The sequence below is a fragment of the Acinetobacter sp. V89_7 genome (genome assembly GCF_029967895.1).
Lineage (GTDB): Bacteria > Pseudomonadota > Gammaproteobacteria > Pseudomonadales > Moraxellaceae > Acinetobacter > Acinetobacter soli.
Map to the genome: position 1 here is coordinate 52,201 of NZ_JASCAJ010000030.1, position 25,171 is coordinate 77,371.

The 25,171-nt window shown below is 41.0% G+C and carries 24 protein-coding genes; 10 read left to right on the forward strand and 14 right to left on the reverse strand.

The window, feature by feature from the left end:
* Positions 1-73 precede the first annotated feature (73 nt).
* Entirely contained in the window at positions 74-1,003 is a 930-nt protein-coding gene (locus tag QLG00_RS10135) for a LysR family transcriptional regulator (RefSeq protein ID WP_282470911.1), read from the forward strand.
* A gap of 259 nt (positions 1,004-1,262) precedes the next feature.
* On the opposite strand, the gene QLG00_RS10140 is transcribed toward QLG00_RS10135, so the two are convergent.
* The 8 genes from QLG00_RS10140 to QLG00_RS10175 all read right to left on the reverse strand — a co-directional run bounded on the left by QLG00_RS10140 (position 1,263) and on the right by QLG00_RS10175 (position 9,658).
* Positions 1,263-1,874 carry a superoxide dismutase gene (locus QLG00_RS10140; RefSeq protein ID WP_025095952.1) on the reverse strand — a complete coding sequence of 204 codons (612 nt, stop codon included), beginning with the start codon at positions 1,872-1,874 and terminating at the stop codon, positions 1,263-1,265.
* A gap of 168 nt (positions 1,875-2,042) precedes the next feature.
* Positions 2,043-3,134 (reverse strand): redox-regulated ATPase YchF, encoded by a 1,092-nt coding sequence (gene ychF, locus QLG00_RS10145; RefSeq protein WP_004937090.1) that lies wholly within the window; start codon positions 3,132-3,134, stop codon positions 2,043-2,045.
* A gap of 99 nt (positions 3,135-3,233) precedes the next feature.
* Positions 3,234-3,893: a methionine ABC transporter permease gene (locus QLG00_RS10150; RefSeq protein ID WP_004937092.1), complete on the reverse strand. Its 660-nt coding sequence runs from the start codon at positions 3,891-3,893 to the stop codon at positions 3,234-3,236.
* On the reverse strand, positions 3,874-4,941 hold the full coding sequence (locus QLG00_RS10155) for an ATP-binding cassette domain-containing protein (protein ID WP_282470912.1): 1,068 nt from the start codon (positions 4,939-4,941) through the stop codon (positions 3,874-3,876). Before QLG00_RS10155 ends, QLG00_RS10150 begins: the two co-directional genes overlap by 20 nt.
* A 10-nt stretch (positions 4,942-4,951) precedes the next feature.
* Positions 4,952-5,785 carry a MetQ/NlpA family ABC transporter substrate-binding protein gene (locus tag QLG00_RS10160; protein ID WP_282470913.1) on the reverse strand — a complete coding sequence of 278 codons (834 nt, stop codon included), beginning with the start codon at positions 5,783-5,785 and terminating at the stop codon, positions 4,952-4,954.
* A gap of 15 nt (positions 5,786-5,800) precedes the next feature.
* Positions 5,801-7,213: an LLM class flavin-dependent oxidoreductase gene (locus tag QLG00_RS10165; RefSeq protein WP_208477657.1), complete on the reverse strand. Its 1,413-nt coding sequence runs from the start codon at positions 7,211-7,213 to the stop codon at positions 5,801-5,803.
* The gene (locus QLG00_RS10170) at positions 7,213-8,436 is read right to left on the reverse strand and encodes an SfnB family sulfur acquisition oxidoreductase (protein WP_282470914.1); all 1,224 of its coding nucleotides are present in this window, start codon (positions 8,434-8,436) and stop codon (positions 7,213-7,215) included. Before QLG00_RS10170 ends, QLG00_RS10165 begins: the two co-directional genes overlap by 1 nt.
* 10 nt (positions 8,437-8,446) lie before the next feature.
* On the reverse strand, positions 8,447-9,658 hold the full coding sequence (locus tag QLG00_RS10175) for an SfnB family sulfur acquisition oxidoreductase (protein WP_025095957.1): 1,212 nt from the start codon (positions 9,656-9,658) through the stop codon (positions 8,447-8,449).
* 378 nt (positions 9,659-10,036) lie between these two features.
* Between QLG00_RS10175 and QLG00_RS10180 the strand changes: the two genes are divergently transcribed.
* The 5 genes from QLG00_RS10180 to QLG00_RS10200 all read left to right on the forward strand — a co-directional run bounded on the left by QLG00_RS10180 (position 10,037) and on the right by QLG00_RS10200 (position 14,654).
* Entirely contained in the window at positions 10,037-10,801 is a 765-nt protein-coding gene (locus QLG00_RS10180) for a glutathione S-transferase family protein (RefSeq protein ID WP_048766597.1), read from the forward strand.
* Between the two features lie 581 nt (positions 10,802-11,382).
* Positions 11,383-12,276 (forward strand): transporter substrate-binding domain-containing protein, encoded by an 894-nt coding sequence (locus QLG00_RS10185; protein ID WP_004937109.1) that lies wholly within the window; start codon positions 11,383-11,385, stop codon positions 12,274-12,276.
* Positions 12,277-12,374: 98 nt separating this feature from the next.
* Complete coding sequence (locus tag QLG00_RS10190) at positions 12,375-13,217, forward strand: amino acid ABC transporter permease (RefSeq protein WP_004937110.1); 843 nt, start codon at positions 12,375-12,377, stop codon at positions 13,215-13,217.
* 2 nt (positions 13,218-13,219) lie between these two features.
* Positions 13,220-13,897: an amino acid ABC transporter permease gene (locus QLG00_RS10195; protein WP_004937112.1), complete on the forward strand. Its 678-nt coding sequence runs from the start codon at positions 13,220-13,222 to the stop codon at positions 13,895-13,897.
* 13 nt (positions 13,898-13,910) lie between these two features.
* The gene (locus QLG00_RS10200; protein ID WP_004937114.1) at positions 13,911-14,654 is read left to right on the forward strand and encodes an amino acid ABC transporter ATP-binding protein; all 744 of its coding nucleotides are present in this window, start codon (positions 13,911-13,913) and stop codon (positions 14,652-14,654) included.
* A gap of 347 nt (positions 14,655-15,001) precedes the next feature.
* Here QLG00_RS10200 and QLG00_RS10205 read toward each other — a convergent pair whose 3' ends face one another.
* Positions 15,002-16,408: a DcaP family trimeric outer membrane transporter gene (locus QLG00_RS10205; RefSeq protein WP_282470915.1), complete on the reverse strand. Its 1,407-nt coding sequence runs from the start codon at positions 16,406-16,408 to the stop codon at positions 15,002-15,004.
* Positions 16,409-16,812: 404 nt separating this feature from the next.
* Here QLG00_RS10205 and QLG00_RS10210 point away from each other — a divergent pair, with 404 nt between their 5' ends.
* A complete protein-coding gene (locus QLG00_RS10210; RefSeq protein WP_004937117.1) occupies positions 16,813-17,283 on the forward strand; it encodes an Lrp/AsnC family transcriptional regulator in 471 nt (156 codons plus the stop codon).
* 34 nt (positions 17,284-17,317) lie between these two features.
* Here the strand turns inward: QLG00_RS10210 and QLG00_RS10215 are convergent, their stop codons facing one another.
* From QLG00_RS10215 to QLG00_RS10235, 5 genes are all read right to left on the reverse strand, one after another.
* The gene (locus QLG00_RS10215) at positions 17,318-18,067 is read right to left on the reverse strand and encodes a YebC/PmpR family DNA-binding transcriptional regulator (RefSeq protein ID WP_004937118.1); all 750 of its coding nucleotides are present in this window, start codon (positions 18,065-18,067) and stop codon (positions 17,318-17,320) included.
* 147 nt (positions 18,068-18,214) lie between these two features.
* Positions 18,215-18,775: a 1-acyl-sn-glycerol-3-phosphate acyltransferase gene (locus QLG00_RS10220; RefSeq protein WP_040053976.1), complete on the reverse strand. Its 561-nt coding sequence runs from the start codon at positions 18,773-18,775 to the stop codon at positions 18,215-18,217.
* 182 nt (positions 18,776-18,957) lie between these two features.
* Entirely contained in the window at positions 18,958-21,129 is a 2,172-nt protein-coding gene (locus QLG00_RS10225) for a TonB-dependent siderophore receptor (RefSeq protein WP_282470916.1), read from the reverse strand.
* Positions 21,130-21,260: 131 nt separating this feature from the next.
* Positions 21,261-22,448, reverse strand: a complete 1,188-nt coding sequence (gene chrA / locus QLG00_RS10230; RefSeq protein ID WP_227265633.1) for a chromate efflux transporter — start codon at positions 22,446-22,448, stop codon at positions 21,261-21,263.
* An 82-nt stretch (positions 22,449-22,530) separates the two neighbouring features.
* Positions 22,531-23,130, reverse strand: a complete 600-nt coding sequence (locus tag QLG00_RS10235) for a DoxX family protein (protein ID WP_004937126.1) — start codon at positions 23,128-23,130, stop codon at positions 22,531-22,533.
* A 158-nt stretch (positions 23,131-23,288) separates the two neighbouring features.
* Here QLG00_RS10235 and QLG00_RS10240 point away from each other — a divergent pair, with 158 nt between their 5' ends.
* The 3 genes from QLG00_RS10240 (at position 23,289) to QLG00_RS10250 (ending at position 25,164) form a co-directional block, all read left to right on the forward strand.
* A complete protein-coding gene (locus tag QLG00_RS10240; protein ID WP_004937127.1) occupies positions 23,289-23,531 on the forward strand; it encodes a hypothetical protein in 243 nt (80 codons plus the stop codon).
* 72 nt (positions 23,532-23,603) lie between these two features.
* Positions 23,604-24,467: a DUF692 domain-containing protein gene (locus QLG00_RS10245; RefSeq protein WP_048762995.1), complete on the forward strand. Its 864-nt coding sequence runs from the start codon at positions 23,604-23,606 to the stop codon at positions 24,465-24,467.
* Entirely contained in the window at positions 24,418-25,164 is a 747-nt protein-coding gene (locus QLG00_RS10250; protein WP_282470917.1) for a putative DNA-binding domain-containing protein, read from the forward strand. The genes QLG00_RS10245 and QLG00_RS10250 overlap by 50 nt, the downstream gene beginning before the upstream one ends.
* Positions 25,165-25,171: the final 7 nt, after the last annotated feature.

Genomic DNA, 25,171 nt, shown 5'->3' on the forward strand with positions numbered 1-25,171 from the left:
CTGCAACTTTATTAGAGTGATAAATAAAGATAAATTAACCGAATGGTAATTTATTTGTTACATCAGAGAATAAATGCGACATTTTGATTCGGTCCAATTGGCCAGTATAGAATTGTTCTGTAAAGCGGCAGAGCTGGGAAGTTTTACCGCTGCGGCAGAAGGTTTGGGCATTACACCGGCTTCAGTCAGCCGTTCTATCGGACGCTTGGAAGCAAGGCTCGGTGTGCGCCTTTTTGCGCGAACTACACGTAGTATTAAGCTAACGTGTGAAGGGGAGCTTTATTATCAACACTGTCAGCAGGCACTGGAGCAAATTTCAGAAGTAGAGCGCATGATTACAGGCGATCAGCACAGTCCAAGTGGTACATTAAGGATTAGTGTTGGAACACCGTATGCTCATTATCGGCTTCTGCCTCTGCTGCCTAAATTTCAGGTAAAATATCCACAAATTGAAATTGAGCTAAATATCTCCAATCGAGTCATCGATTTTGTGGAAGAAGGTTTTGATCTGGCCATTCGTTTGGGTATTCCCAAAGACTCCCGACTCATTGCGCGTACGCTTGAAGATGCAACCTTGGGCGTTTTTGCTGCTCCTGAATATTTACATCAATATGCGGAACCTAAAACGGTTGCAGCGCTTGATCAGCATCAGTGCATTCAGTTTATTCTGCCCAGTACAGGCCGCACCATGCCATGGATTTTTAAAGATAGCCACGGCAATGATTTCAATTACGGCTTTAAAAGTCATCGACGGGTTTATGATGATGTTATGGGGTGTTTGACATGGGCAAAAGCAGGAGGTGGTTTGTTTCAGATTTATCACTTTATCGCACAACCAGCAGTTGAGCGCGGCGAATTGGTTGAGGTACTTACCACTTTAACGCCTAGGACTCGTCGCTTTTCTATTTTGTATCCACAAAATCGGCACATGTCTGCAAAAATCCGTATATTTGTAGATTTTTTAATGCAGGAAATTGCAGCACTCCAGCATCATGCATCATGAAAATTTGCATAGCTAAGCTATTCTATTACGCCTTCTTTTAAATTGAAGCTATAAAAGCTGGACTGCATGATGTTTTATTGCATTTTGAAGCAGCATAAAACAAATCGCAATCCAGCACAGAGGATCAATCACTCATACTAAACGAAGAATTAAAATTATCAGTCCTGTGATTAAAATCAAAATACCAAGCAGCAATCGAAACACATGAAAAAGGGGCATTTCATACAGACCTGTTGTTGTGTACAAATGAGTTAACTCCTTATTTCAATGTATCCTGATAGCGATGATTGACTTCATCCCAATCAATCACTTGATAAAATGCCGCGATATATTCAGGGCGACGATTTTGATACTGTAAATAGTAAGCGTGTTCCCAAACATCAAGACCCAAAATAGGCGTGTTGCCATGCATGAGTGGTGAGTCCTGATTGGCGCTGCTTTCAACCACCAGCGTTTTTTGTGGTGTCACACTGAGCCATGCCCAACCACTACCAAAGCGAGATAACGCGGCTTTGGTAAAAGCTTCTTTAAATGCATCAAAGCCACCTAATTGTTGTCGTATTGCATCGGACACAGGGCCATGGGGTTCACCACCACCTTGAGGGCTCATGATCGTCCAAAACAGACTGTGGTTGGCATGACCGCCAGCATTATTGATCACGGTATGTTTTAAATCGCTTGGCACCTCATGCACCTTTGCAACCAAATCTTCAACTGACAGTTTTTCCCATTCAGTGCCTTCAATCGCAGCGTTGATATTATTGATATAAGTTTGATGATGCTTGGTGTGATGAATCTGCATTGTTTTGGCATCGATATGCGGTTCAAGTGCGTCATAGGCATAATTCAGTGCAGGTAAGCTATAGGCCATGGAGTGTTGTCCTTTGAGATATTTTAAGTCGTTCTTTCCATGTGAGTTTAGGCGATGGATTAGAATATGTAAATATATTGATAATGATTATCATTGTAATTATTATTTAATAAATGTTTGTAAATTTAAAAAAGGCCAGCATGAGCTGGCCTTTTTTGAACGAATATTTTATACGTTAAAACGGAAATGCAGCACATCACCGTCTTGAACAACATAGGTTTTACCTTCAAGACGCCATTTACCCGCTTCTTTGGCACCTGCTTCGCCGTTGTACTGAACAAAGTCGTTATAGGCAACACATTCTGCACGAATAAAACCTTTTTCGAAGTCGGTATGAATCACACCGGCTGCTTGAGGTGCAGTCGCACCTACTTTTACGGTCCATGCACGTACTTCTTGTACACCGGCAGTGAAGTAGGTTTGTAAACCAAGTAGGGCATAACCTGCACGAATTACAACATTCAGGCCTGGTTCTTCCATTCCCATAGCTTCTAAAAATTCGGCACGGTCTTCATCTTCTAGCAATGAAATTTCGGCTTCAATCTGATTGCATAGCGGCACGACAATCGCATTTTCTTCTGCTGCTAATTTTTTAACGGCATCAAGATGCGGGTTATTTTCAAAGCCATCTTCAGCAACGTTCGCAATATACATGGTTGGTTTTAAGGTCATCAAACCAAAGCCACGAATCAATTTACGCTCATCATCGCTTAAGTCCGCTGCGCGTGCTGGCTTGCCTTCATCTAACAATGGCTGAATTTTTTCTAGCACGGCTTTAGTTGCAAGTGCTTCTTTATCACCACTTTTTGCAACTTTGGTCAAACGTAGCAAAGCTTTTGCTACAGTGTCTAAATCTGCAAGTGCAAGTTCGGTGTTGATGGTGGCAATATCGTCTAGCGGATCGATTTTACCATTCACGTGAATGACGTTTTCATCTTCAAAACAACGTACCACGTGCGCAATTGCATCAGTTTCACGAATATTTGCCAAAAACTGGTTACCCAAGCCTTCACCTTTCGATGCGCCCGCAACCAAACCAGCAATATCCACAAACTCCATTGTAGTTGGAATAATACGTTGTGGTTTTACAATTTCTGCAAGTTTATCTAGGCGTGCATCTGGAACAGGAACAATCCCGGTGTTTGGTTCGATGGTACAGAACGGGAAGTTTTCTGCTGCAATCGCTGCTTTGGTCAATGCATTAAAAAGCGTTGATTTACCGACGTTTGGTAGACCCACAATACCGCAATTAAAACCCATGAAATGACTCACAAAAAGTGTAATGTAAAAATTGAGGCTGATTTTACATGAAAGCCATGACAAAGTCAGGTCATGGCGAAGTGTGAATCATAAAGAAGTTTAGATTTTGCGTTTATCGAGCTGGTTGGAAAGCGCATCACCTGTGGCTTGTATTAGCATCACCAATACAATCAAAACTAAAATAACGGCAAACATAATGGTCAGATCAAAACGCTGATAGCCATAACGATAAGCGATATCGCCTAAACCACCTGCACCAATTGCACCTGCAATTGCCGAAGAATTAATCATGGTAACCACAGTAACGGTAAAACCCGCCACGATGCCAGGCATGGCTTCTGGTAGGAGTACATGCCAGATGATCTGTTTGCGATTACAGCCGATGGCCTGTGCAGCTTCAATCAGGCCCTGATCGACCTCGCGCAAACTGACCTCGGAAATGCGCGCAAAGAAGGGGATTGCAGCTAGTGTAAGTGGAACAACAGCCGCCCACACACCATAACTGGTACCGACAATCCAGCGGGTTACTGGAATGAGCGCCACCATTAAAATTAAAAACGGAATAGAGCGGGTAATATTAATGACCCAGCCAATGGGCTGATTAATTTTAATAGAAGGATAGATCCCATGTTCAGAGGTCATCACCAGTAAAACGGCGAGTGGTAAACCAATCAAAAATGCCAGTAAAGCGGATACGCCTACCATCAGTAAGGTATCCAGTGTACCTGTAAGCAATAAATCAAGAAGTTGGTTGTGCATAGCCAATCACCTCCACATCAAAAACAAAATGAGACAGTTGTTTTAGTACCTGCGCATCAAAAGCTTGCTCTGGTATGGCTAAAATTAATGTACCAATTAAGTGATCCTGAACAGTATCGACATGGCTCTGGTATAAAGAAGTATGTGACCCGAGTAATCTCAGTAAATCTGTTAAGTTTGGGGGATGCTTAAGATCGGTTTGATAACGAACTTTAATGATTCGATGCGTTAAGTGATCTTGTGGCGCTTCATAAAGCGTAAAAGGTAAATTGAGTTGTTCAAGATTCAGCAGTTCTTGAGTGATTTTTTGCTTTGGATTTGAAAAAACTGACCAGACTAAACCAGACTCTACAATTTCCCCTTGATCTATAACCACCACTTGATCACAAATTTCACGAATGACCTGCATTTCATGCGTGATCAGCACCACCGTAATGCCTAAATCCCGATTAATCTTTTTTAACAAGGAGAGAACAGTGGCGGTACTTTCGGGATCTAACGCCGATGTGGCTTCATCACAGAGTAAAATTTCAGGATGATGCACCAGCGCTCGGGCAATCCCGACACGCTGCTTTTGCCCACCGGAAAGCTGTGATGGATATTGCCCGGCTTTATGTGCCAAATCGACCAAGCCCAAAACTTCATCGACGCGGCGTTGAATTTCTGCTTTATCTAGACCTGCAATTTTAAGCGGTAACGCGACGTTGTCCCACACCGTTTTAGCCGACATCAGATTAAAATGCTGAAAAATCATGCCAATTTTCTGACGCAGATGAATGAGCTGTGCGTGGTCAAGTGTGGTTAATTCATCTTGATGAATTTTAATAGAGCCAGAACTTGGTGTTTCTAGTCCATTTAGCGTGCGTAACAAAGATGATTTTCCAGCACCACTTTTTCCAATCACGCCTAAAATTTTGCCTTGTGGAATATCCAGATCAATGGCTTTAAGCGCCTGCACAGTCTGGCCATTCGATGTATAGGTTTTATTGAGTGCACGAATCTGAATATGTGGCGGTGAGAAATCGACCTGTGATCCAAAACTAACCATGATTAACCTCCTAGACCCAACCTGGGAACCAAAGTTTTGGTCCAATGTCTTCATCAATGGCTGCTTTTACCGCCGGTGAATTTTGATAAATCTCAATAAATTTTTTCAGCTTACCGTCTTTATCTTCATAATCATCTCGGACTACAAACAAGATGGCATAACGTTTATTGGTTGTGTCGTCTAAAAATAGGGCACTATTTGGATCGGCTGTTTTAGCCAAACGCAGATAGTGTGGATAGCCAAATGCCAAGTCGACATCATCAATTGCACGTGCAGTTTGAGGACCTTCAACTTCAATAAATTTCAGATTTTTTGGATTAACTGTGATATCACTTAGTTTAGACAAGTAATTGTTTGGATCTTTAAGCTGAATCAGTTTGGCTTGTTGCAGTAAGAGCAAAGCACGCCCTTGATTGACTGGATCATTCGGAACCACTACACGTGCATTTTGCGGTAGTTCATCCAGTGACTTATATTTTTTTGAATATAATCCGACGTGAGATGCTGCGCCAACACCAAAAGCTTTGAGTTTATAACCACCTTCTTTAATTGCATTGCTTAGAAAAGGCTGATGTTGAAAGAAATTGGCATCAATGTCGCCATTATTTAAAGTGATGTTTGGCGTATTCCAGTCGGAAAACTCGACCAGCTTGACATGAATCCCTTGTTTTTCAGCTTCTTTGGCTGCCGCTTGCAGCGGGTGAGCAAAAGGAGGGCTAATACCGATCACTAACTCTTGATGCTGACTTTGTCTATTCTGATTCCAGATTACAAGTCCAATAATTAAAACAACAAATAATGCCCCAAGAATAATGAGTTTTTTTGATGAAGATGACTGTGCCATCGAAGACTCCAAGAATTATGCTGTAATTTTTTCGTGTTGATTTAAATTGAATGAATGTGTAGAAGGTGAACATCGATATTGCTCGACGGGATGCGTCGATGGAAGCAAATCGCCGTGTCCTGAAATTTTTTGACGTAACGAGCCTTCGTTATATGCAGTTTTAAAACGGCCTCGTTGTTGCAGCTCAGGAATCACGTATTGAATAAAGTCATGATGTGACTCTGGTGCGACGGTACGCGTTAAATTGAATCCATCTACGCCGGTTTGATCGACCAGCTCAATCAGTCGCTTTGCCACGTCTTCACCACTGCCAACAATCAGTGGGTAACGCCCACCTAAAACGTGTTGATCTTTTAAATCCTGAATGGTGATTTGTTGGGTTTTAAATTTTTCATTTACCGAAGCGATGCTGTTACTTTTTTGATAGGGAACCACCTCATGATCGGCATATTTCGATAGGTCGATACCGACCGAACTTGCATAATGGGCAAGCCCAGCTTCGGGAGAAGCATAGCGACGATACTCCGCCAGTTTATCTTGTGCTTCAGCCGTTGTTTCGGCAGTGACCACGGTAATGCCGACAAAAATCTTGATATCGTCTGGATGGCGCCCATGCTGTTTGGCGCGCTCACGAATTTTATCGACATTTTGTTTGATCTTGTCGGGTTGGTCGCCACCAATAAAAATGCATTCGGCATGAGCAGTTGCAAAGGCCATTCCTCTTGAAGAGGCGCCTGCTTGAAACAACACTGGCGTGCGCTGCACCGAAGGTGCAACTTGAAATACACCTTCACTTTGATAAAACCGCCCAGAGTGATGAATCGAATGTACCTTGTGTGGATCTGTAAAAACCCGATGTTGTTTGTCCTTGAGCAGTGCATCGGACTCCCAAGAGCCTTCCCAGTATTTGTAACAGAGTGCTAAAAACTCTTCTGCCTGATCGTAGCGCAGATCGTGATCTTTAAGCGCAGACTGCCCAATTAAGCGTTGCGCACTATCAAGATAGCCTGTAACAATATTCCAGCCAATACGCCCTTGCGTGAGATGGTCGAGTGAAGCAAAGCGCCGTGCAAACTGATAGGGCGTTTCGTAGCTCAAATTCACCGTAACCCCAAAGCCTAAATGTTGTGTGACGGCTGCCATTGCCGAGACCAACGTCGTTGGGTCGTGGCTGGGGAGCTGAATTGATTCTCTTAACGTGAGATCGATATTGTTTTGATAAACATCATACACCCCTGTGATGTCGGCTATAAATAAGCCATCAAATAATCCGCGTTCGAGTGTTTGTGCCAGTTCTGTCCAGTAACTCAGCTCATTAAATCGATGCGACTGATCACGCGGATGAGTCCATAAACCATGATTGATATGGCCGACACTGTTCATGTCAAAAGCATTCAGTAAAATGTGTTTGTGTGTTTTATTTGTCATTACAATGTCCCTCGTCGTGGAGGAAAAATTTGATTCAATGCATAATTGCCAATAAAAAAGTATTTCCAGCGCGCAGCATCATGTAGCGTGTGTACCCGTGCATTACGCCAAAAACGGTCGAGTCCATCTTGACGCTGACTACCACGACTCCCTGCAAGTTCGATCAGTTTCGAACTGGCTTTAAGTGCGGTTTCAGTACTATGCGCTCTGACCTTCGCAACCGCCAATGAAGCTAATGCAACATGCTCTGCTGTGGTGTCTAAACGTGCCGTATCGATTGATTGAGCTGCACGTTTGAGTAAGACTTCACTTGCTCTTACATCAATTGCAATACGTCCAACATCGTAAATGGTGAGTGGGTCCTGAGCCGCGTTATCAACATTTGAATCAATCCAAGGACGGGCTTGATGAACGCGCTTTAGCGTTTCTTCGAACGCGGCACGGGCAATTCCGACTTCAATCGCGGCATGCATGATTTGTGCAAAAGGGCCAACCAGTGTCGGGTGATCAAAGGCTACATCAAAGGGAATAACATCGTCATGAGCAACAAAAACACGATCAAATTTTACCGCACCACTGCCTGTCACACGTTGTCCAAAGCCACTCCAGTTATCAACAAGGCTCAATCCCTGACTTTCACGTTTTACAAAAGCCAAATATTCGCGACCATGCGCATCTATGACCAAAGTTGGAATGCGATGTGCAAATAAACTGCCTGTGCAATAGAACTTTTCACCCTGAATCAAATAACCATTCTCGGTGGCTGTAATCGTTGTATGTTTCTGAGCCGCTGTTCTGGGTTTAAATTCTGCAAGTGCATTGCCAAAACGTGCGCCTTGCAATACTTCTTTATAGAGCTTCTGCTTTTGTTGCTCGGTACCAGTATTACGAAGTACCTCAAGGGCATAGAAGTGATTTTGAGGAATCTGTCCAATCGAGCCGTCAACGCTACTAAACAGTGCAATGATTTTTGCCACTGTCAGGCTAGAAACATCTGCACCGCCAAAGCGTTTTGGTACGGTAATTGCCCAAAGGCCAGACTGACTAAATTGCTCAATTTCCTCAAAAGGCAAAATCCGCTCGGCATCACGTTGCACACTTTTTTCTTTAAAACGCTCACTCAATGTGGTGGCAATTGAAAGTGCCTCGGCATCGTCTCGGATAATATGTGCCTGTGTGGAGTTTGATGAATTAAAAGATGCGATTGCTTGATAAGATGTCATGAAGCTCTCCTTAAATCCATGCATGACGTGCAGGGAAGACGCCATTGAGGTAATAGTTGCCAATCGCATGGATTTTCCAGCGCACAGGATCATGCAGCGTATGTACACGGGCATTGCGCCAGTGCTGATCTAAATTGTGCTGACTTAAACTGGCACGACTACCACCAAGTTCGAGTAATTTTTCAGAGATAGTTAGTGCTGCATCATTGGCATAGACTTTGGCTTCTGCCACCAAAATAGAGGCGCGGGCAGCCTGTGCATCCGTCACTTCGAATTGTGAATCCAGTTCATCCAGATACTCGGCAGCATCATCAAGTAATGCTATCGCGGCATCAAGTAAGACTTGAAGCTTGCCTGTTTCCTGAATGGTGAAATGTTCTAAACTGGCTTTTTCAACATTGGCATCGATAACTGGGCGCGCTTTTTTTACCGCTGATATAAGATCAGTAAATGCAGCTTCAGCAATTCCGACATCGATTGCGACTTGCATCAGTTGCGAATAGGCACCTCTATAATTTGGAGCTTGTGTCAATAAACGCTCATCAAAAATAAGTGCAGGATCGATGTGTACTTGATTGAGTTTTATCGTGCCACTTGCGGTAGTACGCTGACCAAATCCATTCCAGTCATCTTCAATTTCGATCCCATTTGTAAAGCGATCAACCAATACCAAAACCACATGACCTTCTGGGTGAAGGGCTTTAATTGCCAGCCAATCTGCAAAAATGCTACCCGTAGAATAAAATTTTTCGCCGTTTAAGACCCAAACTTCTCCATTTTGTATGAGCGTCGTATGAACGGTTTTACTGTCTTTACTCTGGCGCTCAGGCCCGCCGTTGGCGAGGCGTTTACCTGCCAGTATTTCGCCAAATACACGTTTTTTTTGTTCTTCATTTCCCATTAAATCAATTAAATTTAACAGGCTGATTTGATTTTGTGGGATTTGGCCAACATTAGAATCGGCTTTACTTAAAATACGAAACACCTGAGCTAAAGTTTTATTTGATACAAAAGCACCACCATAACGTTTAGGAATTCGAATACCGCCAAGGCCTTTTTGACTCAAGTGTTCAATTGCCTCATACGGCAAAATACGTTGTTGATCTCGTATGTTTCGGTTTACAAGTGCTTCATCAGCAACTTGATAGGCCGCGTTTAATGCTTGTTGGTCGTTTTTAAGAATGTGAACCGAGCGTTTAGATGACGAACTTAACTCAGACATATTGATACCCTTATTTGATATCAATACTTTAGGTAAAATTCTGTGCTTTTCTAAACGATGTATTTGTCAAAACTAATCGATAAAAATGCTAAATTTTATTTCAGCTAAGAAAATCACTTTTTCATATTTAACAAATTTTTTAAATTCAATTGCTTATATTAATTCATCTATTAAATTACATCTTAAATATCTATTTTTATCGATCTACTTCATATGCTTTGAATAAAAATTCATAGTTTTCATATCGCGGCAATAGGTGATTTAGACAGAGATTTGGCACAAAAAGTACATTGTTTTAAAGCGCGCTTAATTCTAAAGTAACAAGGCAAAACAATGTTTTTTACATTTGGTTGACTAAAAAAATAATTTGGAGTTTTTATGCGGGTTTTATACCAGTTCCCTTTGTCTCATTACTGTGAGAAAGCTCGCTGGTTACTGGATCACAAAGAGCTTGATTATGTTGCTCATAATTTGATTCCTGGTTTTCATCGTGCGTTCGCACAGTTAAAAACAGGTCAAAATAAGTTACCCATTCTAAAAGATGATGCAAGATGGATTGCTCAATCGACTCCGATTGCACTTTATCTTGACGATACTTACCCTGAACATTCCTTGCTGAGAAAAGATCCTGCACAACGACGCGCAGCCTTAGAAATTGATCAACTTGCTGACGAGCTTGGGATTCATGTTCGCCGTTGGTCATTGGCACATGCGTTGTCTTACAGTGATGAACCGATTGAAATCATGATGGGCGAGCAGGGCTACTTGCGACAATTTGAAAAATTTTCAAAACCAATTCTTAAGACGCTGGTCAAAAAAAGTTACGAACTCGAACAAGATAAAGTTGCCCAGTCTAAGGCGCGTCTAGATGAGCTTGTACTACTACTTAATGATCGTTTAGTCGAAAACTACGGACGCTATATGGTAGGTGATCGTCTTGGATTAGCTGATATAGCGGTATGTGCCATTTTGGCCCCTTTACTGCATCCAAATGGCACACCTTGGGAAGTGGAAAATACTGAATTTCATTCGCCCGAACTCGATACCTACAAAACCTACCTGCTAAGTTTGCCTTTGGGGCAATATGTACAGCGAATTTACGAAACCGAACGAAATGCCAGAGTGGATTGGCGTGGTATGTAATGCCAATCCAAAAGGGCACATCAAAAATAACGAATTTCAAATAAATTAAAGATTTAAATGTTTGAATACAAAATCAATAATGTTTTTGTATTCAAATACCTGCGTAGTCATAATCTAATTTTTTAGCAATTAATAAGTTTTAATTAACAATGAATGAAATTTATTTTCATTATTTTATTTGGTGATGATTGTTTTTTAGATATTTCGTTCACTTTATATGCAAAAAATGCATAGATTCAAAATGATGCATGCAGAATGTTGCTGGCACTAAAAAGATGCAAATAATTTAATTTAATGTGATTTAAATCACGTTTTTTTGAAAATAAAACTTTAAAAAAAAGATTTTGGCGTTAAAATAATCTAAAGCAATCAAAGCTAAGACTAAAGTCTAGCGAAAAACTGTATGAAGTGCTTTCAATTAGGATAAGAAAGCATGTAAAAATAGTGGAATCGGTCGATGATAAGCAACAATTAAAAGTTGGCTTGATAATTGCTTTAAATGAAAGGAGAGCTATTTTTTAGGTAGGTTGAATAATATACAGCTTTCTTAAAATTTAGCGAAATATAATCAAGGAGTTTTTATGAAACATTCTGCAACCTCACTAATTGTATCGGCATTGATGATTTGTACAGTTGGAGGGGCAACTCAGGTTCAAGCTGCGGATACTTTGGCTAAAATTAAAAGCAGTGGAAAAATTATTATTGGACACCGTGAGTCATCGGATCCTATTTCCTATGTTGTCGCAGGTAAACCAGTGGGTTATGCGGTAGATATTTGTAATGCTTTCGCAAACGACATCAAGAAAGAGCTTAAAATGCCGAATTTGAAAGTCGAATACAAAGCAGTTACATCGTCTACACGTATTCCAGAACTTCTTGCAGGCAATATCGACATGGAATGTGGTACAACCACTAACTCCAAACAACGCCAACAGCAAGTAGGATTCTCTACAAACTACTACGCAACAGAAGTGCGTATGGCAGTGAAAGCAAATTCAGGTATTAAGAGCTTGGCTGACCTGAACGGTAAAGCTGTCGTGACCACTCAAGGCACAACATCAGACAAATACATCAAAATGAATGAAAAAGGTCAGTCTATTAATGTGCAAAACATTTATGGTAAAGACCACGCAGACTCATTTTCAATGATGGCATCTGGTCGTGCAGCAGCATTTGTGATGGACGACAATATTTTGGCTGGTTTGATTGCAAAATCATCTAACCCGAAAGAATTTGCAATTGTTGGCCCTGTATTATCTTCTGAGCCATATGGCATCATGATTGCAAAAGATGATCCGAAATTCAAAGCGGTTGCGGATCGCACCGTAACTGGTATGTGGAAATCAGGTCAAATGGATAAACTTTATAAAAAATGGTTCCAGTCTCCAATTCCACCTAAAAATACCAATCTGAACATGGCACAGAGTGCTTCTTTCAAGAAATTGAAAGCACATCCGACTGATGAAGGCATTTAAGCCCTAAAACTCTTTTGATTTGCAGCTAACCATTTTGCATACAGTAACTTGCGTACTGTATGCATGCTGTATTTTTAATATTTTAAAAAGGGGCATTTATGTCAGTCGGCTCACTAAACTGGACTGTATTCTGTGCTGAATCGAACGAATTTAGTGTCGAAAAAGCAGCTTGGGCGGAATCGGTCTGTAAAGCGATAGGCAGCTCAAGTTATTCTCAATACGCCGATGCACCAACATGGCTTCAAATGTTAGGTTCAGGTGTTTTAACCATGATATGGACTGCAATTGCTGCATTCTTTATCGCATTCTTTTTGGGTTCTTTACTTGGAATTATACGTACCTTACCTAATAAGCCATTGGCTTTGATTGGTGATACGTACGTTGAGATTTTCCGTAATATCCCACTGATTGTTCAACTTTTCTTTTGGGCTTTCGTTTTTCCTGAACTTTTACCAGCCACACTTAGCTCTGGGAGCGGAGAAGTTGTTGCCGGCGGATGGTGGAAAAACTTGCTGAATGATCATCCTGCGGTTATTGGTGTTTTTGCACTCGGTTTATATACTGCTGCGCGTGTATCAGAGCATATTCGTGCCGGAATCAACACGGTATCACGTGGCCAAAAATTTGCAGCATCTGCAATGGGTTTTACCACAGGCCAAAGTTATCGCTATGTGATTTTACCCGTTGCTTATCGTACGGTATGGCCGACGATTACGTCTGAAGCAATGAACGTGTTTAAAAACTCAGCCGTTCTATATGCGCTAAGTGTACTCAATTTTTTCGCTTATACCAAAACCATGCGCGAAGAAACGTCTCAAGATATTATTATTTTGATTCTTTCAACGCCTGTATACCTGATCATCACTTACACCATCAAATTTATTATGGCGTGGATTGAAAAACGTATGGCAGTTCCTGGCCTAGGTTCGGGAGGGAAATAACCATGGATTTCAGTCTTTTACAATCTCCTGATGTTATCAATGCACTTAAAGAAGGTTTTGTTTTTACCTTAACCGTTACAGTGCTTGCAATGCTAGGCGGTATCATCATCGGTACACCTTTGGCCATGATGCGTCTGTCGAATAACGTTGTGGCAAGTAACTTTGCTAAATTCTACGTGGATCTATTTCGTGGTATTCCACTGATTCAGGTTATTTTTATCTTTTACTTTTTACTTCCAAAAGTATTTGAATTCCAGTCTGATACGTATTGGGGGCCACTGTTTTCGAGTGTCATTACGTTTGCAATTTTTGAAGCTGCGTTTTTCTCGGAAATTGTGCGTTCAGGTATTCAATCTGTTTCGCGCGGACAGGTCAATGCAGGTTATGCACTCGGTTTTACGTACGGCCAATCGATGAAATATGTGGTGTTACCACAAGCATTTCGTAATATGTTACCTGTACTGTTGACCCAAACCATTATTCTTTTTCAGGATGTGTCATTGGTCTATGTAATTAGTGCACCAGACTTCTTAGGTCGTGCCGACACGCTTGCCAATACTTATGGTCCTGAAACAAAAGCAACCTTTTATTTAATTGTAGCAGTGGTTTATTTCTGTAGTTCGTTCTTGCTTTCAAGACTTGTAAAACGATTACAGCAAAAAATTGCCATTATTCGCTAATTGGAGATTTTAAATGCCAATGATAGACATCCAACATATCTCTAAATGGTATGGTGATTTCCAAGTACTCACTGACTGTACAACCAGTATTGAAAAAGGCGATGTGGTAGTAGTATGCGGACCATCTGGTTCGGGTAAGTCAACATTAATCAAAACCGTGAATGCATTAGAGCCAATTCAAAAAGGCGACATTTTTGTTGATGGTACTTCTTTACGTGATCCGAAAACCAATCTTGCAAAATTCCGTTCGCGTGTGGGAATGGTGTTTCAGCATTTCGAGTTATTTCCGCATATGACTGTGCTTGAAAATTTGACTGTCGCACAAGTCAAAGTTTTAAAGCGCTCGAAAGAAGAAGCTCGCAAAAAGGGATTGGGATATTTAGACCGAGTGGGGCTTTTGGCACACAAGGATAAATTCCCAGGTCAGCTTTCTGGTGGTCAGCAGCAACGTGTTGCAATTGCACGCGGTCTTTCAATGGACCCAATTTGTATGTTGTTTGATGAGCCAACTTCTGCACTCGATCCAGAGATGGTGGGTGAGGTGTTAGATGTAATGGTTCAACTCGCTAACGAAGGGATGACCATGATGTGTGTGACACACGAAATGGGCTTCGCGAAAAGAGTTTCAAACCGATTAATTTTCATGGATCAAGGCATGATTCTTGAAGATTGCCCAACATCTGAGTTCTTTGGTAATCTTGATGCACGTCATGAACGTGCCAAATTATTCTTAGACAAGATTCAAGCCATGCATTAATCTGCTTAAAGCACAAGCATTAAAAAAGCCCAGTCAAGTGACTGGGTTTTTTATCTATAAAGTAATTGTGCCAACCTTAAAACAGAATTTTGTTCGCAACTTTAATTTGATTGCAGCTTTTGATCGCTTAGCCAAAACATAAATAAAAATATAAGCGTAGTTAAGAGATTTGATTTGAGTATTAAAGCGCTCATAACGTAAACATGAGATAGATGGATCAAAAGACAGTTTAGTTGCAATGATACGTCTTATTTTATAAGTAACTTAATTATCTTCATAGTTTCGTTTTAAAGCGTATTAAAAAACCCTGCATATGCAGGGTTTTTTAGATACTCGTTTAACTTAAATTAGAAGCTATACTTCGCCATTAAGTTAAGACGTGAGTAGTCGCCTTTTTGGTCAAGGAAAGTTTTACGTTGGCCATAAGTATATTCAACACCTAAATCAACATTCTTCACAGGTGTGTAGAATGAGTTAATCAAAATGTTGTATAGATCTTTATTTAGAGTTTTACTGCCGGTAGTCGCAGCAAAGTTAGCATATGCACCGTCATCTTTATACCAGATCCCACCGGCCGCAATTGTTGATCTCCACTTAGGATTCCAAGTGCGTGAATAGCCTACAAGTGCAGAATCAAACTCACTTTCACCAATATTTAAGCTGCCGTCAGTATTCTTTGATGCAACGTATGCTGGATTTGTATAGATTAAGTAGCGGCTATCGCCTTTTACGTGGTAGTAGTTAGCGAATAAAGTGTCTACGTCAGTCACTTTATATTTTGCACCTAAACCAACACCCCAACCTAGCTTTTCTTCATCATTGCTGTCATCAGTTGAAATACGGTTTTCGTGTAAAAGTGCGTGAGCTTGACCTAAGAATTTATTGTCTGCAGTTTTATAGTCATAACGTGCAGTTAGAGCTGGGAAGCGGTTACCGCCAGAAGATGTTACACCGGCTGCGTTAACAGTTGTATTACCTGTAGTAATGTTATCTACATCTCCACCTTCTAATGCTAGTAATACTTTTTGATTGGCATCGATCGGTTGAGTGTAACGTACCTGTACCGTACGTGTAGAGCCGTAACCCATAGGACCATTAAAGTCAACTGACTCAGGTGCTGTATCAACGTTTACAAATGGCGATGTAGTTTGACCTGCCAACCATTTACCTAAAGAAACGTAAGCATGACGAACACGCAGCGAACCATTACCGTTGGTTGTTTGTGAACTATTACCAGAAATACCGCCGGCAAAGTCGGCTTCAATTTTACCGTTTAATTCACCTAAGCTTGTTGGGCGCGAAAACTCAACACCCACTCGCGTTGGTGCAGCAGATACGTTAAGCGCATCCTGAGTTGCATTAGCAGAGTTTAATGGTACTTTGTTTGTAGGGTTATTAATATTAGTAGTATCGCTACTTGTACCTTCAAAGTCATAAGTTGAGTCAGCACGGATACTGCCGTAGAATTTAACTTGTGTTTGACCATCAGGTAACGTGAACCAGCCTGGTTTTGCATTACTTGGTGCTTTCGGTGCTGGTGCTGCGGCAACCATTGGCGCTGGAGCTGGTGGTGGAGCCATCACGACAGGTGCAGCTTTTTGCTGTGTAGATAATTGTTGAACCAACTGTTTAAGTTCATTGACTTCTTTACGTAAAGCATCCACTTCAGTGTTGCTCGCTGCGTAAGCAGGAATGGCGAGAGAGGATAGCCCGATAGTACCCATGCTAAGGGCTAAAGTTTTAAGTTTATTCACGATAACTCCGTTAATTATTAAAAAAAAGTAAAACTTACTTTTGGGATTTACATAACAAAAAGAATGCCAATCTCTTAAAAATTGTTAATAAACGTTCCCTTTTGTCTAAAAAAACTACTTCAATGTAGCTTCGCTTAATAATCCTGTATTTTATTGTTACAAGTCAATATTACTAAGGTCTAAAAAGAAGCAATATTTTGAAATATTTTACTTAAAGCACAAAAAAGATACTTAACTTTACACTTTCAGGTCAAGCATCGTCTTAGATGAAATTTTTACAAGCTCGTTCAATTTTTTTATATGTACTTTTCACTGTAAAGTGAATGTATTTTTTGAGAATGCTCAAAACTACAATACAATGGCCAGAAGTCATTAAAATCATGAAAGATAAGTGGGGAGCAGTTATGGAGCTTGATCGTTACGACAAACAGATTCTTGAGATATTGACCCATGAAGACCTCAATCTGAATGAGTTGTCAGAACGGATTAACCTCTCGGTCAGTTCAGTGCATCGACGGATCAAGCATTTAATTGAATCCAAAATCATGAGTAATCTCAAGCGTGATATTAATTTTGTTAAGCTTGGATTTTCTTTACATATTTTGCTTCAAGTTTCTTTAAGCAAACACGATACCGAAACTTTTGATAAGTTTTTAACTGAACTTGAGGATATCCCAGAAGTCACCAATGCGTTTTTGGTTACAGGGCAGAGCGCAGATTTTATTTTAGAACTTGTTGCGCGTGATATGGATAATTACAGTGATATTTTGCTACGCCGGATTGGTAAAATTGATAATGTCGTAGCCTTACATTCAAGTTTTGTAATTAAAGAATACAACGTCTTTAATTGTTATAAGCTACTCAATAAAGTTTAAAAAAAACGCACCTGTGCGGTGCGTTTCATATTATTTAGGCATCAAGTTGAGCCAAAACTTCGTCTGAAAATTCAACGTTTGTATAAACGTTTTGAACATCGTCCAGATCTTCAAGCATATCGATCATTTTTAAGATTTGTTTCGCTTGGTCGATATCGGTAATTTCAGCTTTGGTCGATGGACTCATCACTACTTCTGCATTGTCAGATTTCAGGCCTGCTGCTGCAAGTGCATCCTGAACATCACCAAAGCTCTCTGGTGTTGTGATGACCAAAATGCCATCTTCTTCCACTTCGATATCTTCAGCGCCCGCTTCGAGTGCGATTTCCATGATTTTGTCTTCTAAACTGACATCCTCAAAGCTGATTTCACCACGCTTGGTAAACAGATACGAAACCGAACCGTTAGTCCCCAAATTACCGTTGGTTTTACTGAAGCAGTGACGAACATCTGGTACTGTACGGTTAAGATTGTCTGTCATGGTTTCGACCAGAACAGCAACACCACCGACACCGTACCCCTCGTAGGTTACTTCGTTCAGATCATCATTGTCTTCACCGCCAGCACCACGCTGAATCGCACGGTTGATCGCGTCACGTGTCATATTTACAGATAAAGCTTTTTCAACGACCGCACGTAAACGAGGGTTGCTGGCTGCATCACCACCGCCTAGTTTTGCCGCAGTTACAATTTCACGAATATATTTTGTGAAAACTTTAGCACGGCTTGCATCTTGTTTTGCTTTACGATGCTTGGTGTTTGCCCACTTGGAATGACCTGCCATGTTGAAATATGCTCCTTACAGATTGGTACCATTACCAGATCAAATGTTTGCAATTCTATCATAAGCATATTTTTTGAAGAAAGTGCCTGATGATAGAGAAAATAATCGATTGGTCAGATAAAAACGTAATAAATACAGCTTTGATCGTTAATTTGATTGTTCTGGAATACAGATATCTAAGCCAACTTTTTCTTTATAAAGTGCCTGAATAAGCTTAAGGTCTGCTTCAAGATTTTCTGGATAAATTTTGCCTAAAATGCCGCCTTCTTTAGTAACAGGGTTGGCATACATCAACACAATTGGAACATTTGCCGCACGCGCGATGTGCCAGAAACCAGTACGAATCGGTTTGCGTGTAGAGCCGTCTTTTGCTCGCGTTGCTTGAGGTGCAATCACCAGATTAAATCGATCATTTTGCTCAAATAGCTTGACCATTTGCGAGACGATATCTGATTTTGAATGGCGATCAACCGCAATACCGCCGAGTTTTTCTAAAAGTGGTTTGAGTGGTCCCTGAAAGAGCTCTTTTTTAATCAGCGTGTGAATTTTAATTTCTAAAATTTCAAACAAAGCAACTGAGAGTACAGCATCAAGATTAGATGTATGTTCAAATCCAATAATGACCTGCTTATTTTCAAGAATCTCTGGCTCAATGTGATAGCTCCAGCCAGACAATTTAAAAATCATTTTTGCAATTTGCTTTTTCATAAAACTCACGCCCAAATCAGTGCGCATAGTTTAATGTCGTTAAGGTGAAAGACAAGAGATTTTATCTTAAAGTTTGAACACCGAGTGTAAACACACCTCAATTATGAATAAGACATGAATAGACTCGGTATTTAATGTTTGTTTATCCAAAATCACTTTGGAGTGATCTACTGACTGAATAATTAATATTTAAATTTGACCGTAAAGTTAATTTGACGTGGATCACCCAAGGTCACCATATTGGCATTGAGTAATCCTGCATAATAGTCTTTATCAAACAAATTTTTAATCGACAATTGCGCGCCCCAGCGTGTTGCTTCGTAACCTGCTTCGGCATCGTAGAGTAAGTAAGATGGTGTGTGTACATCGAGTCCTTTATACGATTTTGAGCTTTCACCTCGAATGCCAGCACCGACGAACCATCCCGATGTTAAATCAGTCAGATAATAACGTGATGAGAGACTATAGCTATTTTGAGGGACATTATCGAGTGCTGCACCTACATTGCTCGCAACCGAATCTTTGGTAATTTTTGAGTCAAACATATGGCTAAAACTGGCTGTTAATCGCATGCGCTCAATGACGGTGGCACTGAGCTCTGCTTCAATACCACGGGTTAATTGCTCGCCATTAAGCACGTAAGCAGAGGTATTATTCGGGTCGCTGACTGCAACGTTTTGACGACGTAAATCGTATAAGACCAGACTCCCTTGAATCAACTGGTTCGGGCTTTGTAGTTTTACACCGATCTCAGCCTGCTGACCTGTTTCGGGTGCCAGAATGCTGCCATTGACATCGGTACGCGTATTCGGAAGAAACGACGTGGCATAACTGGCGTAAGGAGCCACGATATCATTAATGCTGTAGAGCAGCCCCACATTTCCGGTAAACTTGTTATATGAGTTTCGGTCGGTCAGTCCTTTGGCTGCAATTCCCGACTTTGAAACATTTTGCGTTGATACCTCGGCCCAGTCTTGACGTCCTGCAAGGCTGAGTACCAGTTGATCTGTTAGGTTAATACGATCACGCACATATAAACCGCTATAGCGTAAACGGTTAATATCTTCGGTACTATTTGTTGCTACATATTTAACTGCTTGCCCATACACAGGGTTGTAAACGTTTAAATTTCCTGTGGTATATCGATCATTGATATAATCGTCTTTTGACTGCATTGCATCAACACCAATGCTGAGATCATGCTGCATACCCAGTAAATTAAACGCGCGCTGGAAGCTGTTATCTAATGAGTAAGTCAGCGTATCATGACTTTGATAACGCCCGTTATTGGTTCGATTGAGTGTGGTATAAGCAGGTGTGGTATTGACCCAGAAGTTTGTACCGGTTTGTGTAAACACAACCCGACCAGTCGATTTCAGTTGCTGAACCGCTGCATTTTGATTAAATGTCCAGCCGTTATCAAACTTGTATTTATAATTCCAGCCAGTGCGGTAAACATCTGCTTCATACCCACCAAAAGTTGGCTCACCTAAATATAAGCTTCGGTCAATCGCGCCATTCGGATTGGATTTTAAGGTGCCAATCACTGGTAAACCTTGTTGACGTAAATATTCTCGATGTTGATAGCTGGCAATCACCGATAGTTCGGCTTTATCGCCCAAATCGAAATTATAAGAAGGCGAGATATAAAAGTTTTTAAAGTACACATAGTCGGTTGGATCGTCTTGATCGGAAACACGACCTGTCAGTCTGAATGCACCTTTTTCAGTTTGCTTTGGCGCATAGTTCAAATCAAATGTGGCTTGTTTGAAGTTGTAGCTTCCGTAGCTCAGATCGGCAGTTGCAAAATTTCCGGCTTGGGGACGTTTAGTCACTAAATTGACCATGCCACCCGGTTGCACCAATCCAAAGTTCACAGACGCTGGCCCTTTAATGACCTGAACTTGATCCATACCAGATAAATCGACTGCAACACCATCTAAGGGTGACTGGCTTTGTCGAAGTCCATCGATATACACTTGATCAGACGAATTTTGACCACGAATAATAAAATCGTCCCATCCTCTACGCCCTAAATAGCCAGCACTGACCCCAGCAACACCATTGATGGCTTGTGAAAGTGTAGTTGCTTGCTTTTGATCGAGTTGTTCTCGCGTAATGACACTAACAGATTGCGGGGTTTTAAATAACGGTGCATCAGATTTCAGTGCTGAACTTGCTTGGGTTGCAGCATATTTTTTCTGGTTCGAATCTGCCTGTAATGAAATAGTGGGTAAAATATTTGAAGATGTAGCAACATCTGATTGCGTTATTTCTTCTGCCCAAGCACTTGTAGATAAACCCGTAAAAAGAACGATATAGATTGCATGCGATAAACAATTCAATTTGTGCATGATGATGCTCAGGCAGTCGCTGTTAAAAATGATTCTTATTATCTTTATTTCGATTTGATTAGCAAGCAGAATTTAAGAGTGATCTTATATTTTTAATTTGAAATTAAAATCTTAGAATGAGATAGATTGCTTTACATCAACCACCATCCTAAAAGACCCCCTAAAAAAACCACCAACCATACCGGAAGTCGCCAAACCATCAGTGCAAGGAGCGCAAGAAGTGCCAGACTAAAGTCTTTTGAGGTATAAATACTATTGGTCCAGATCGGTTGATACAAAGCTGCCAACAGCAGGCCCACCACGGCTGCATTAATTCCTTTGAGCGCAGCAATCATCCATGCAAGATCACGAATACTTTGCCAAAAAGGTAAAATGCCGATAAGAAGAAAAAAAGATGGACTAAAAATTGCTACAATACACAAAATACCTCCTAGCCAAGGCGTGATCATGTGAGGCATCGAGGCGCCTAAGAAGCCAGCAAAAGTAAATAATGGGCCGGGCACCGCTTGAGCCAGTGAATAACCGGCTAAAAAGGTATTTTGCTCAATCCATCCAGTTGCGACGACTTGGGTGTTTAATAAAGGTAAAACAACGTGCCCACCACCAAAAACCAATGCTCCAGTACGATAAAAGGCATCAAAAATCGCAAGGGCTGGGTTTGAAAACGTAAAACTCAGCACAGGTAGCGCAATCAGTAATCCAAAAAATAGGATCAATCCAGTGAAACCAATATGACGAGAATTTGCTGTCAATACTTGTTGTTTTTCTGTGCTTTGCGATGATCTGAAAATCAATGTACCTAATATTCCCGCCACAATAATCACCACGAGCTGAGTCCAGAGCGAGGGAAGCATTAACATCATGAATGTGCTTAAACTCATGAGGGTAATTCGGGTTGCATCTGGGCATAAAGTTTTTGTCATTCCCCAAAGTGCTTGTATCACCACCGCTACAGCGATAATTTTCAAGCCATGCAAAATACCAGTAAGTTGCATGCTTTGCAGATGATCAAAACCCAGTGCAAATGAAATTAATATCATGGCTGAAGGAAAGGTAAACCCTAGCCAGGCAACTAAAGCACCTTTATAGCCACCGCAATAGTAGCCAATTGCCATACCCACCTGACTACTGGCTGGCCCAGGTAAAAACTGGCACAGTGCAACGGTATCGGCATACTGAGCATCGGTTAACCATTTACGGCGGATGACGAACTCATCACGAAAATAGCCAAGATGCGCAGTCGGACCACCAAAGGAGGTGAGTCCTAAGCGCAAAAATACAAGAAAAATTGTCCAAAGTGACTGGGTGGAGGTCATCATAGGCATCTGTGATACTGATTATTTTGAATCTAAAGTATCAGAAAGCGTATGAAAGCATCATGAATATGCATGATGATTTGTTTTATTTCAAACGAAACCAGTAATCCAGACTGACATAACGCCCACCGCCCAATTTGATTAGTGCAAGTAGCATGATCAGATAAGTGACTGCAAACTCGATTCCATTATTTAAAATCACAAAATTTCCACTTGAGGTCAACCAGTCATAATTGCCATGTTCGGTCAGAATTTGTCGTGCTCGCTCTAACTTTTCAGCAGAAGCAAGTACCTGAGCATTTGCAAAAGGCGCCGAAGGATCGGCAATTGCTTGCCAACCGTTTGGCAAATGAACAGTCAAGATTGCAACCAGCATGGTGATGATCAAGGGAATGCTGATCCAGCGAGTAAATATACCTAAGCTCAGACAAACTGCGCCAGCCAATTCAGTTGAGGTTGCAAGTGCAGCCATGACATAGGGGAAGGGCAAGCCCAATCCCCAGTCAGTATTGCCAAACCACTCTACAATATTGCTAAAGTGCATTAATTTATTTGTCCCTGCCATCCAAAAGATCGGAACTAAATACAATCGCAGTGCTAATGCGGGTAAGCCATCAAACGGTGTGCTCGCTTTTTTTACAATTAAATAGAGCTGATTGATTTTTTTTGTATAAATATTCATCATTTTTTCACATCCGATGCGATTTAATTCACATTAGTCGAAAGGATCTCGATTTTCTTACACAAAAAATTTTTTTTAATGTGTAATAAATTCAGATGAACTGCGTCTAACACCAAGTACACCCCGTACACACAATCAAAAAATGTAAAAAGGAATCGATCATGAACAAATTAAACTCTATGACCACCGTGACTGCGCTATTGGCTTTGTCTGTCCTTGGCCCAACTCAGATTGCAACAGCTGCAACCTCATCTTCTACGGAAACCCATGCCAGTAAGGCAGCAGATGGTAAGTGCGGCAGTGCTAAATGTGGTGCGGATCATGCCAAGAAAGGGCATAAGTCGGCAGATGCAAAATGTGGTGCAGATAAAAAAATGGCAGATGCAAAATGTGGTTCTAAATAAACCGATCAGATATGTACAAGATCGGCTCATTCAATGGATGGGCCGATCTTGATCTGGATAAGGAGCTTGCTCATGATTGAAACTGCACACGTTGGGCTTGGTTTAAGACGAGAGTTTATCGATGATTTTTTAAGTGCAGCTTATCCGCCTGATTTTATCGAAATTGCACCTGAAAACTGGATGAACTTTGGCGGTCGACACGCAAAACTTCTTGCGACCTGTGTTGAAAAGTCTCCTCTTGTTTGTCATGGTCTTTCTCTCTCAATTGGCGGGCCACATCCGCTCAACCTTGAGTTTATTCATAAAATCAAAGCATTTTTAAATACTTATAATGTCAGTATTTACTCTGAGCATTTAAGTTATTCTCATGATGGCGGATACTTATATGACTTGTTACCCATTCCAATGACTCAAGACGCTGTTCGTTATGTTGCGGAGCGTATTTTACGTGTGCAGGATATTTTGGGGCAAAAGCTAGTCATTGAAAATGTATCGACTTATTTAATGCCCGGTGCTGAGATGACCGAAGCAGAATTTATTGTAGAAGTAATCAAGCAGGCGGATTGCGAATTACTTTTAGATGTAAACAACGTATACGTGAACAGCATAAATCACGGCACTGATGCTCAAGCGTTTATTTGTGCGATGCCTCAAGACAAAATACGCTATTTGCATATTGCAGGTCATGCGCAAGTAGAAGATCACCTGATCATTGATACACATGGTGATGCGATTACGGATTCTGTATGGCAACTTCTAGCGTTTACTTATCAACAATGTGGAATCAAGCCAACATTATTAGAACGGGATTTCAATATTCCGAGTTGGGAAGAACTCAATAAAGAATTAAAAAAAATTAAGACCATTCAAGCCATGGAGAGTGGATATGAACCAAATTCAGAAATCATTTCAGCACACGCAGCAGCAATTCTGTAATTGGATTCGCCATCCACATTCTGATTTGGCTAGCGTTTACGATCATGAGCGCATGCAAGTGTATCGTGATTTGGTATTTAATAATATTAGCTCGTTTATCAATCTGGTTTATCCGATTACGCGCAGATTATTGCTCGAATGTCAGTGGCAAGCACTATTACAGGATTTTGTCGCAAATTCGAAATGTCAATCTCCGTACTCAAACGAGATAGCGCTAGAGTTTCGTGAGTATTATTCTCATCAAGCTCATCCCATGTTTAGTCAATATCCTTGGTTAGCTGAGCTTCTACAATTTGAGTGGCTTGAATTGTATTTAGACACTTTGGTTATCGATCAACCGGTATGTGTAGAACCTTATCAATGGCAGTTAAAGCAGGCTGTTTGGGTTTTGGTTTATCAATATCCTGTGTATGAATGGACACTCAATACACAACCGAATGACATTCAGCTTGCACCTGGTGTGATTATGGTATGGCGTGATGAAATTGATCAAATCCGTTTAGAGCGATTATCGCCGTTGTTTGGGTTGCTCATCGAACATCTGGTCGAACATGGTGGCGCTATGCAAGATACGCTTCATGATTTAATCGTATCGATATTGGAAGATCAGCCTAATGACGTGGTTGAAAACCAATTAAATGAACTGAAATCGTTACTGCTTAAGTTTGATTTGGTCTCCATTTCTGTGTCTAAGTGAGAATTCT

Excerpts from the sequence above, each read along its gene's own strand:
- QLG00_RS10135 (WP_282470911.1), top strand. The coding sequence starts at position 74 with ATGCGACATTTTGATTCGGTCCAATTGGCCAGTATAGAATTGTTCTGT.
- QLG00_RS10140 (WP_025095952.1), bottom strand. The coding sequence starts at position 1,874 with ATGGCCTATAGCTTACCTGCACTGAATTATGCCTATGACGCACTTGAA.
- ychF (WP_004937090.1), bottom strand. The coding sequence starts at position 3,134 with ATGGGTTTTAATTGCGGTATTGTGGGTCTACCAAACGTCGGTAAATCA.
- QLG00_RS10150 (WP_004937092.1), bottom strand. The coding sequence starts at position 3,893 with ATGCACAACCAACTTCTTGATTTATTGCTTACAGGTACACTGGATACC.
- QLG00_RS10155 (WP_282470912.1), bottom strand. The coding sequence starts at position 4,941 with ATGGTTAGTTTTGGATCACAGGTCGATTTCTCACCGCCACATATTCAG.
- QLG00_RS10160 (WP_282470913.1), bottom strand. The coding sequence starts at position 5,785 with ATGGCACAGTCATCTTCATCAAAAAAACTCATTATTCTTGGGGCATTA.
- QLG00_RS10165 (WP_208477657.1), bottom strand. The coding sequence starts at position 7,213 with ATGACAAATAAAACACACAAACACATTTTACTGAATGCTTTTGACATG.
- QLG00_RS10170 (WP_282470914.1), bottom strand. The coding sequence starts at position 8,436 with ATGACATCTTATCAAGCAATCGCATCTTTTAATTCATCAAACTCCACA.
- QLG00_RS10175 (WP_025095957.1), bottom strand. The coding sequence starts at position 9,658 with ATGTCTGAGTTAAGTTCGTCATCTAAACGCTCGGTTCACATTCTTAAA.
- QLG00_RS10180 (WP_048766597.1), top strand. The coding sequence starts at position 10,037 with ATGCGGGTTTTATACCAGTTCCCTTTGTCTCATTACTGTGAGAAAGCT.
- QLG00_RS10185 (WP_004937109.1), top strand. The coding sequence starts at position 11,383 with ATGAAACATTCTGCAACCTCACTAATTGTATCGGCATTGATGATTTGT.
- QLG00_RS10190 (WP_004937110.1), top strand. The coding sequence starts at position 12,375 with ATGTCAGTCGGCTCACTAAACTGGACTGTATTCTGTGCTGAATCGAAC.
- QLG00_RS10195 (WP_004937112.1), top strand. The coding sequence starts at position 13,220 with ATGGATTTCAGTCTTTTACAATCTCCTGATGTTATCAATGCACTTAAA.
- QLG00_RS10200 (WP_004937114.1), top strand. The coding sequence starts at position 13,911 with ATGCCAATGATAGACATCCAACATATCTCTAAATGGTATGGTGATTTC.
- QLG00_RS10210 (WP_004937117.1), top strand. The coding sequence starts at position 16,813 with ATGGAGCTTGATCGTTACGACAAACAGATTCTTGAGATATTGACCCAT.
- QLG00_RS10215 (WP_004937118.1), bottom strand. The coding sequence starts at position 18,067 with ATGGCAGGTCATTCCAAGTGGGCAAACACCAAGCATCGTAAAGCAAAA.
- QLG00_RS10220 (WP_040053976.1), bottom strand. The coding sequence starts at position 18,775 with ATGAAAAAGCAAATTGCAAAAATGATTTTTAAATTGTCTGGCTGGAGC.
- QLG00_RS10225 (WP_282470916.1), bottom strand. The coding sequence starts at position 21,129 with ATGCACAAATTGAATTGTTTATCGCATGCAATCTATATCGTTCTTTTT.
- chrA (WP_227265633.1), bottom strand. The coding sequence starts at position 22,448 with ATGATGACCTCCACCCAGTCACTTTGGACAATTTTTCTTGTATTTTTG.
- QLG00_RS10235 (WP_004937126.1), bottom strand. The coding sequence starts at position 23,130 with ATGATGAATATTTATACAAAAAAAATCAATCAGCTCTATTTAATTGTA.
- QLG00_RS10240 (WP_004937127.1), top strand. The coding sequence starts at position 23,289 with ATGAACAAATTAAACTCTATGACCACCGTGACTGCGCTATTGGCTTTG.
- QLG00_RS10245 (WP_048762995.1), top strand. The coding sequence starts at position 23,604 with ATGATTGAAACTGCACACGTTGGGCTTGGTTTAAGACGAGAGTTTATC.
- QLG00_RS10250 (WP_282470917.1), top strand. The coding sequence starts at position 24,418 with ATGAACCAAATTCAGAAATCATTTCAGCACACGCAGCAGCAATTCTGT.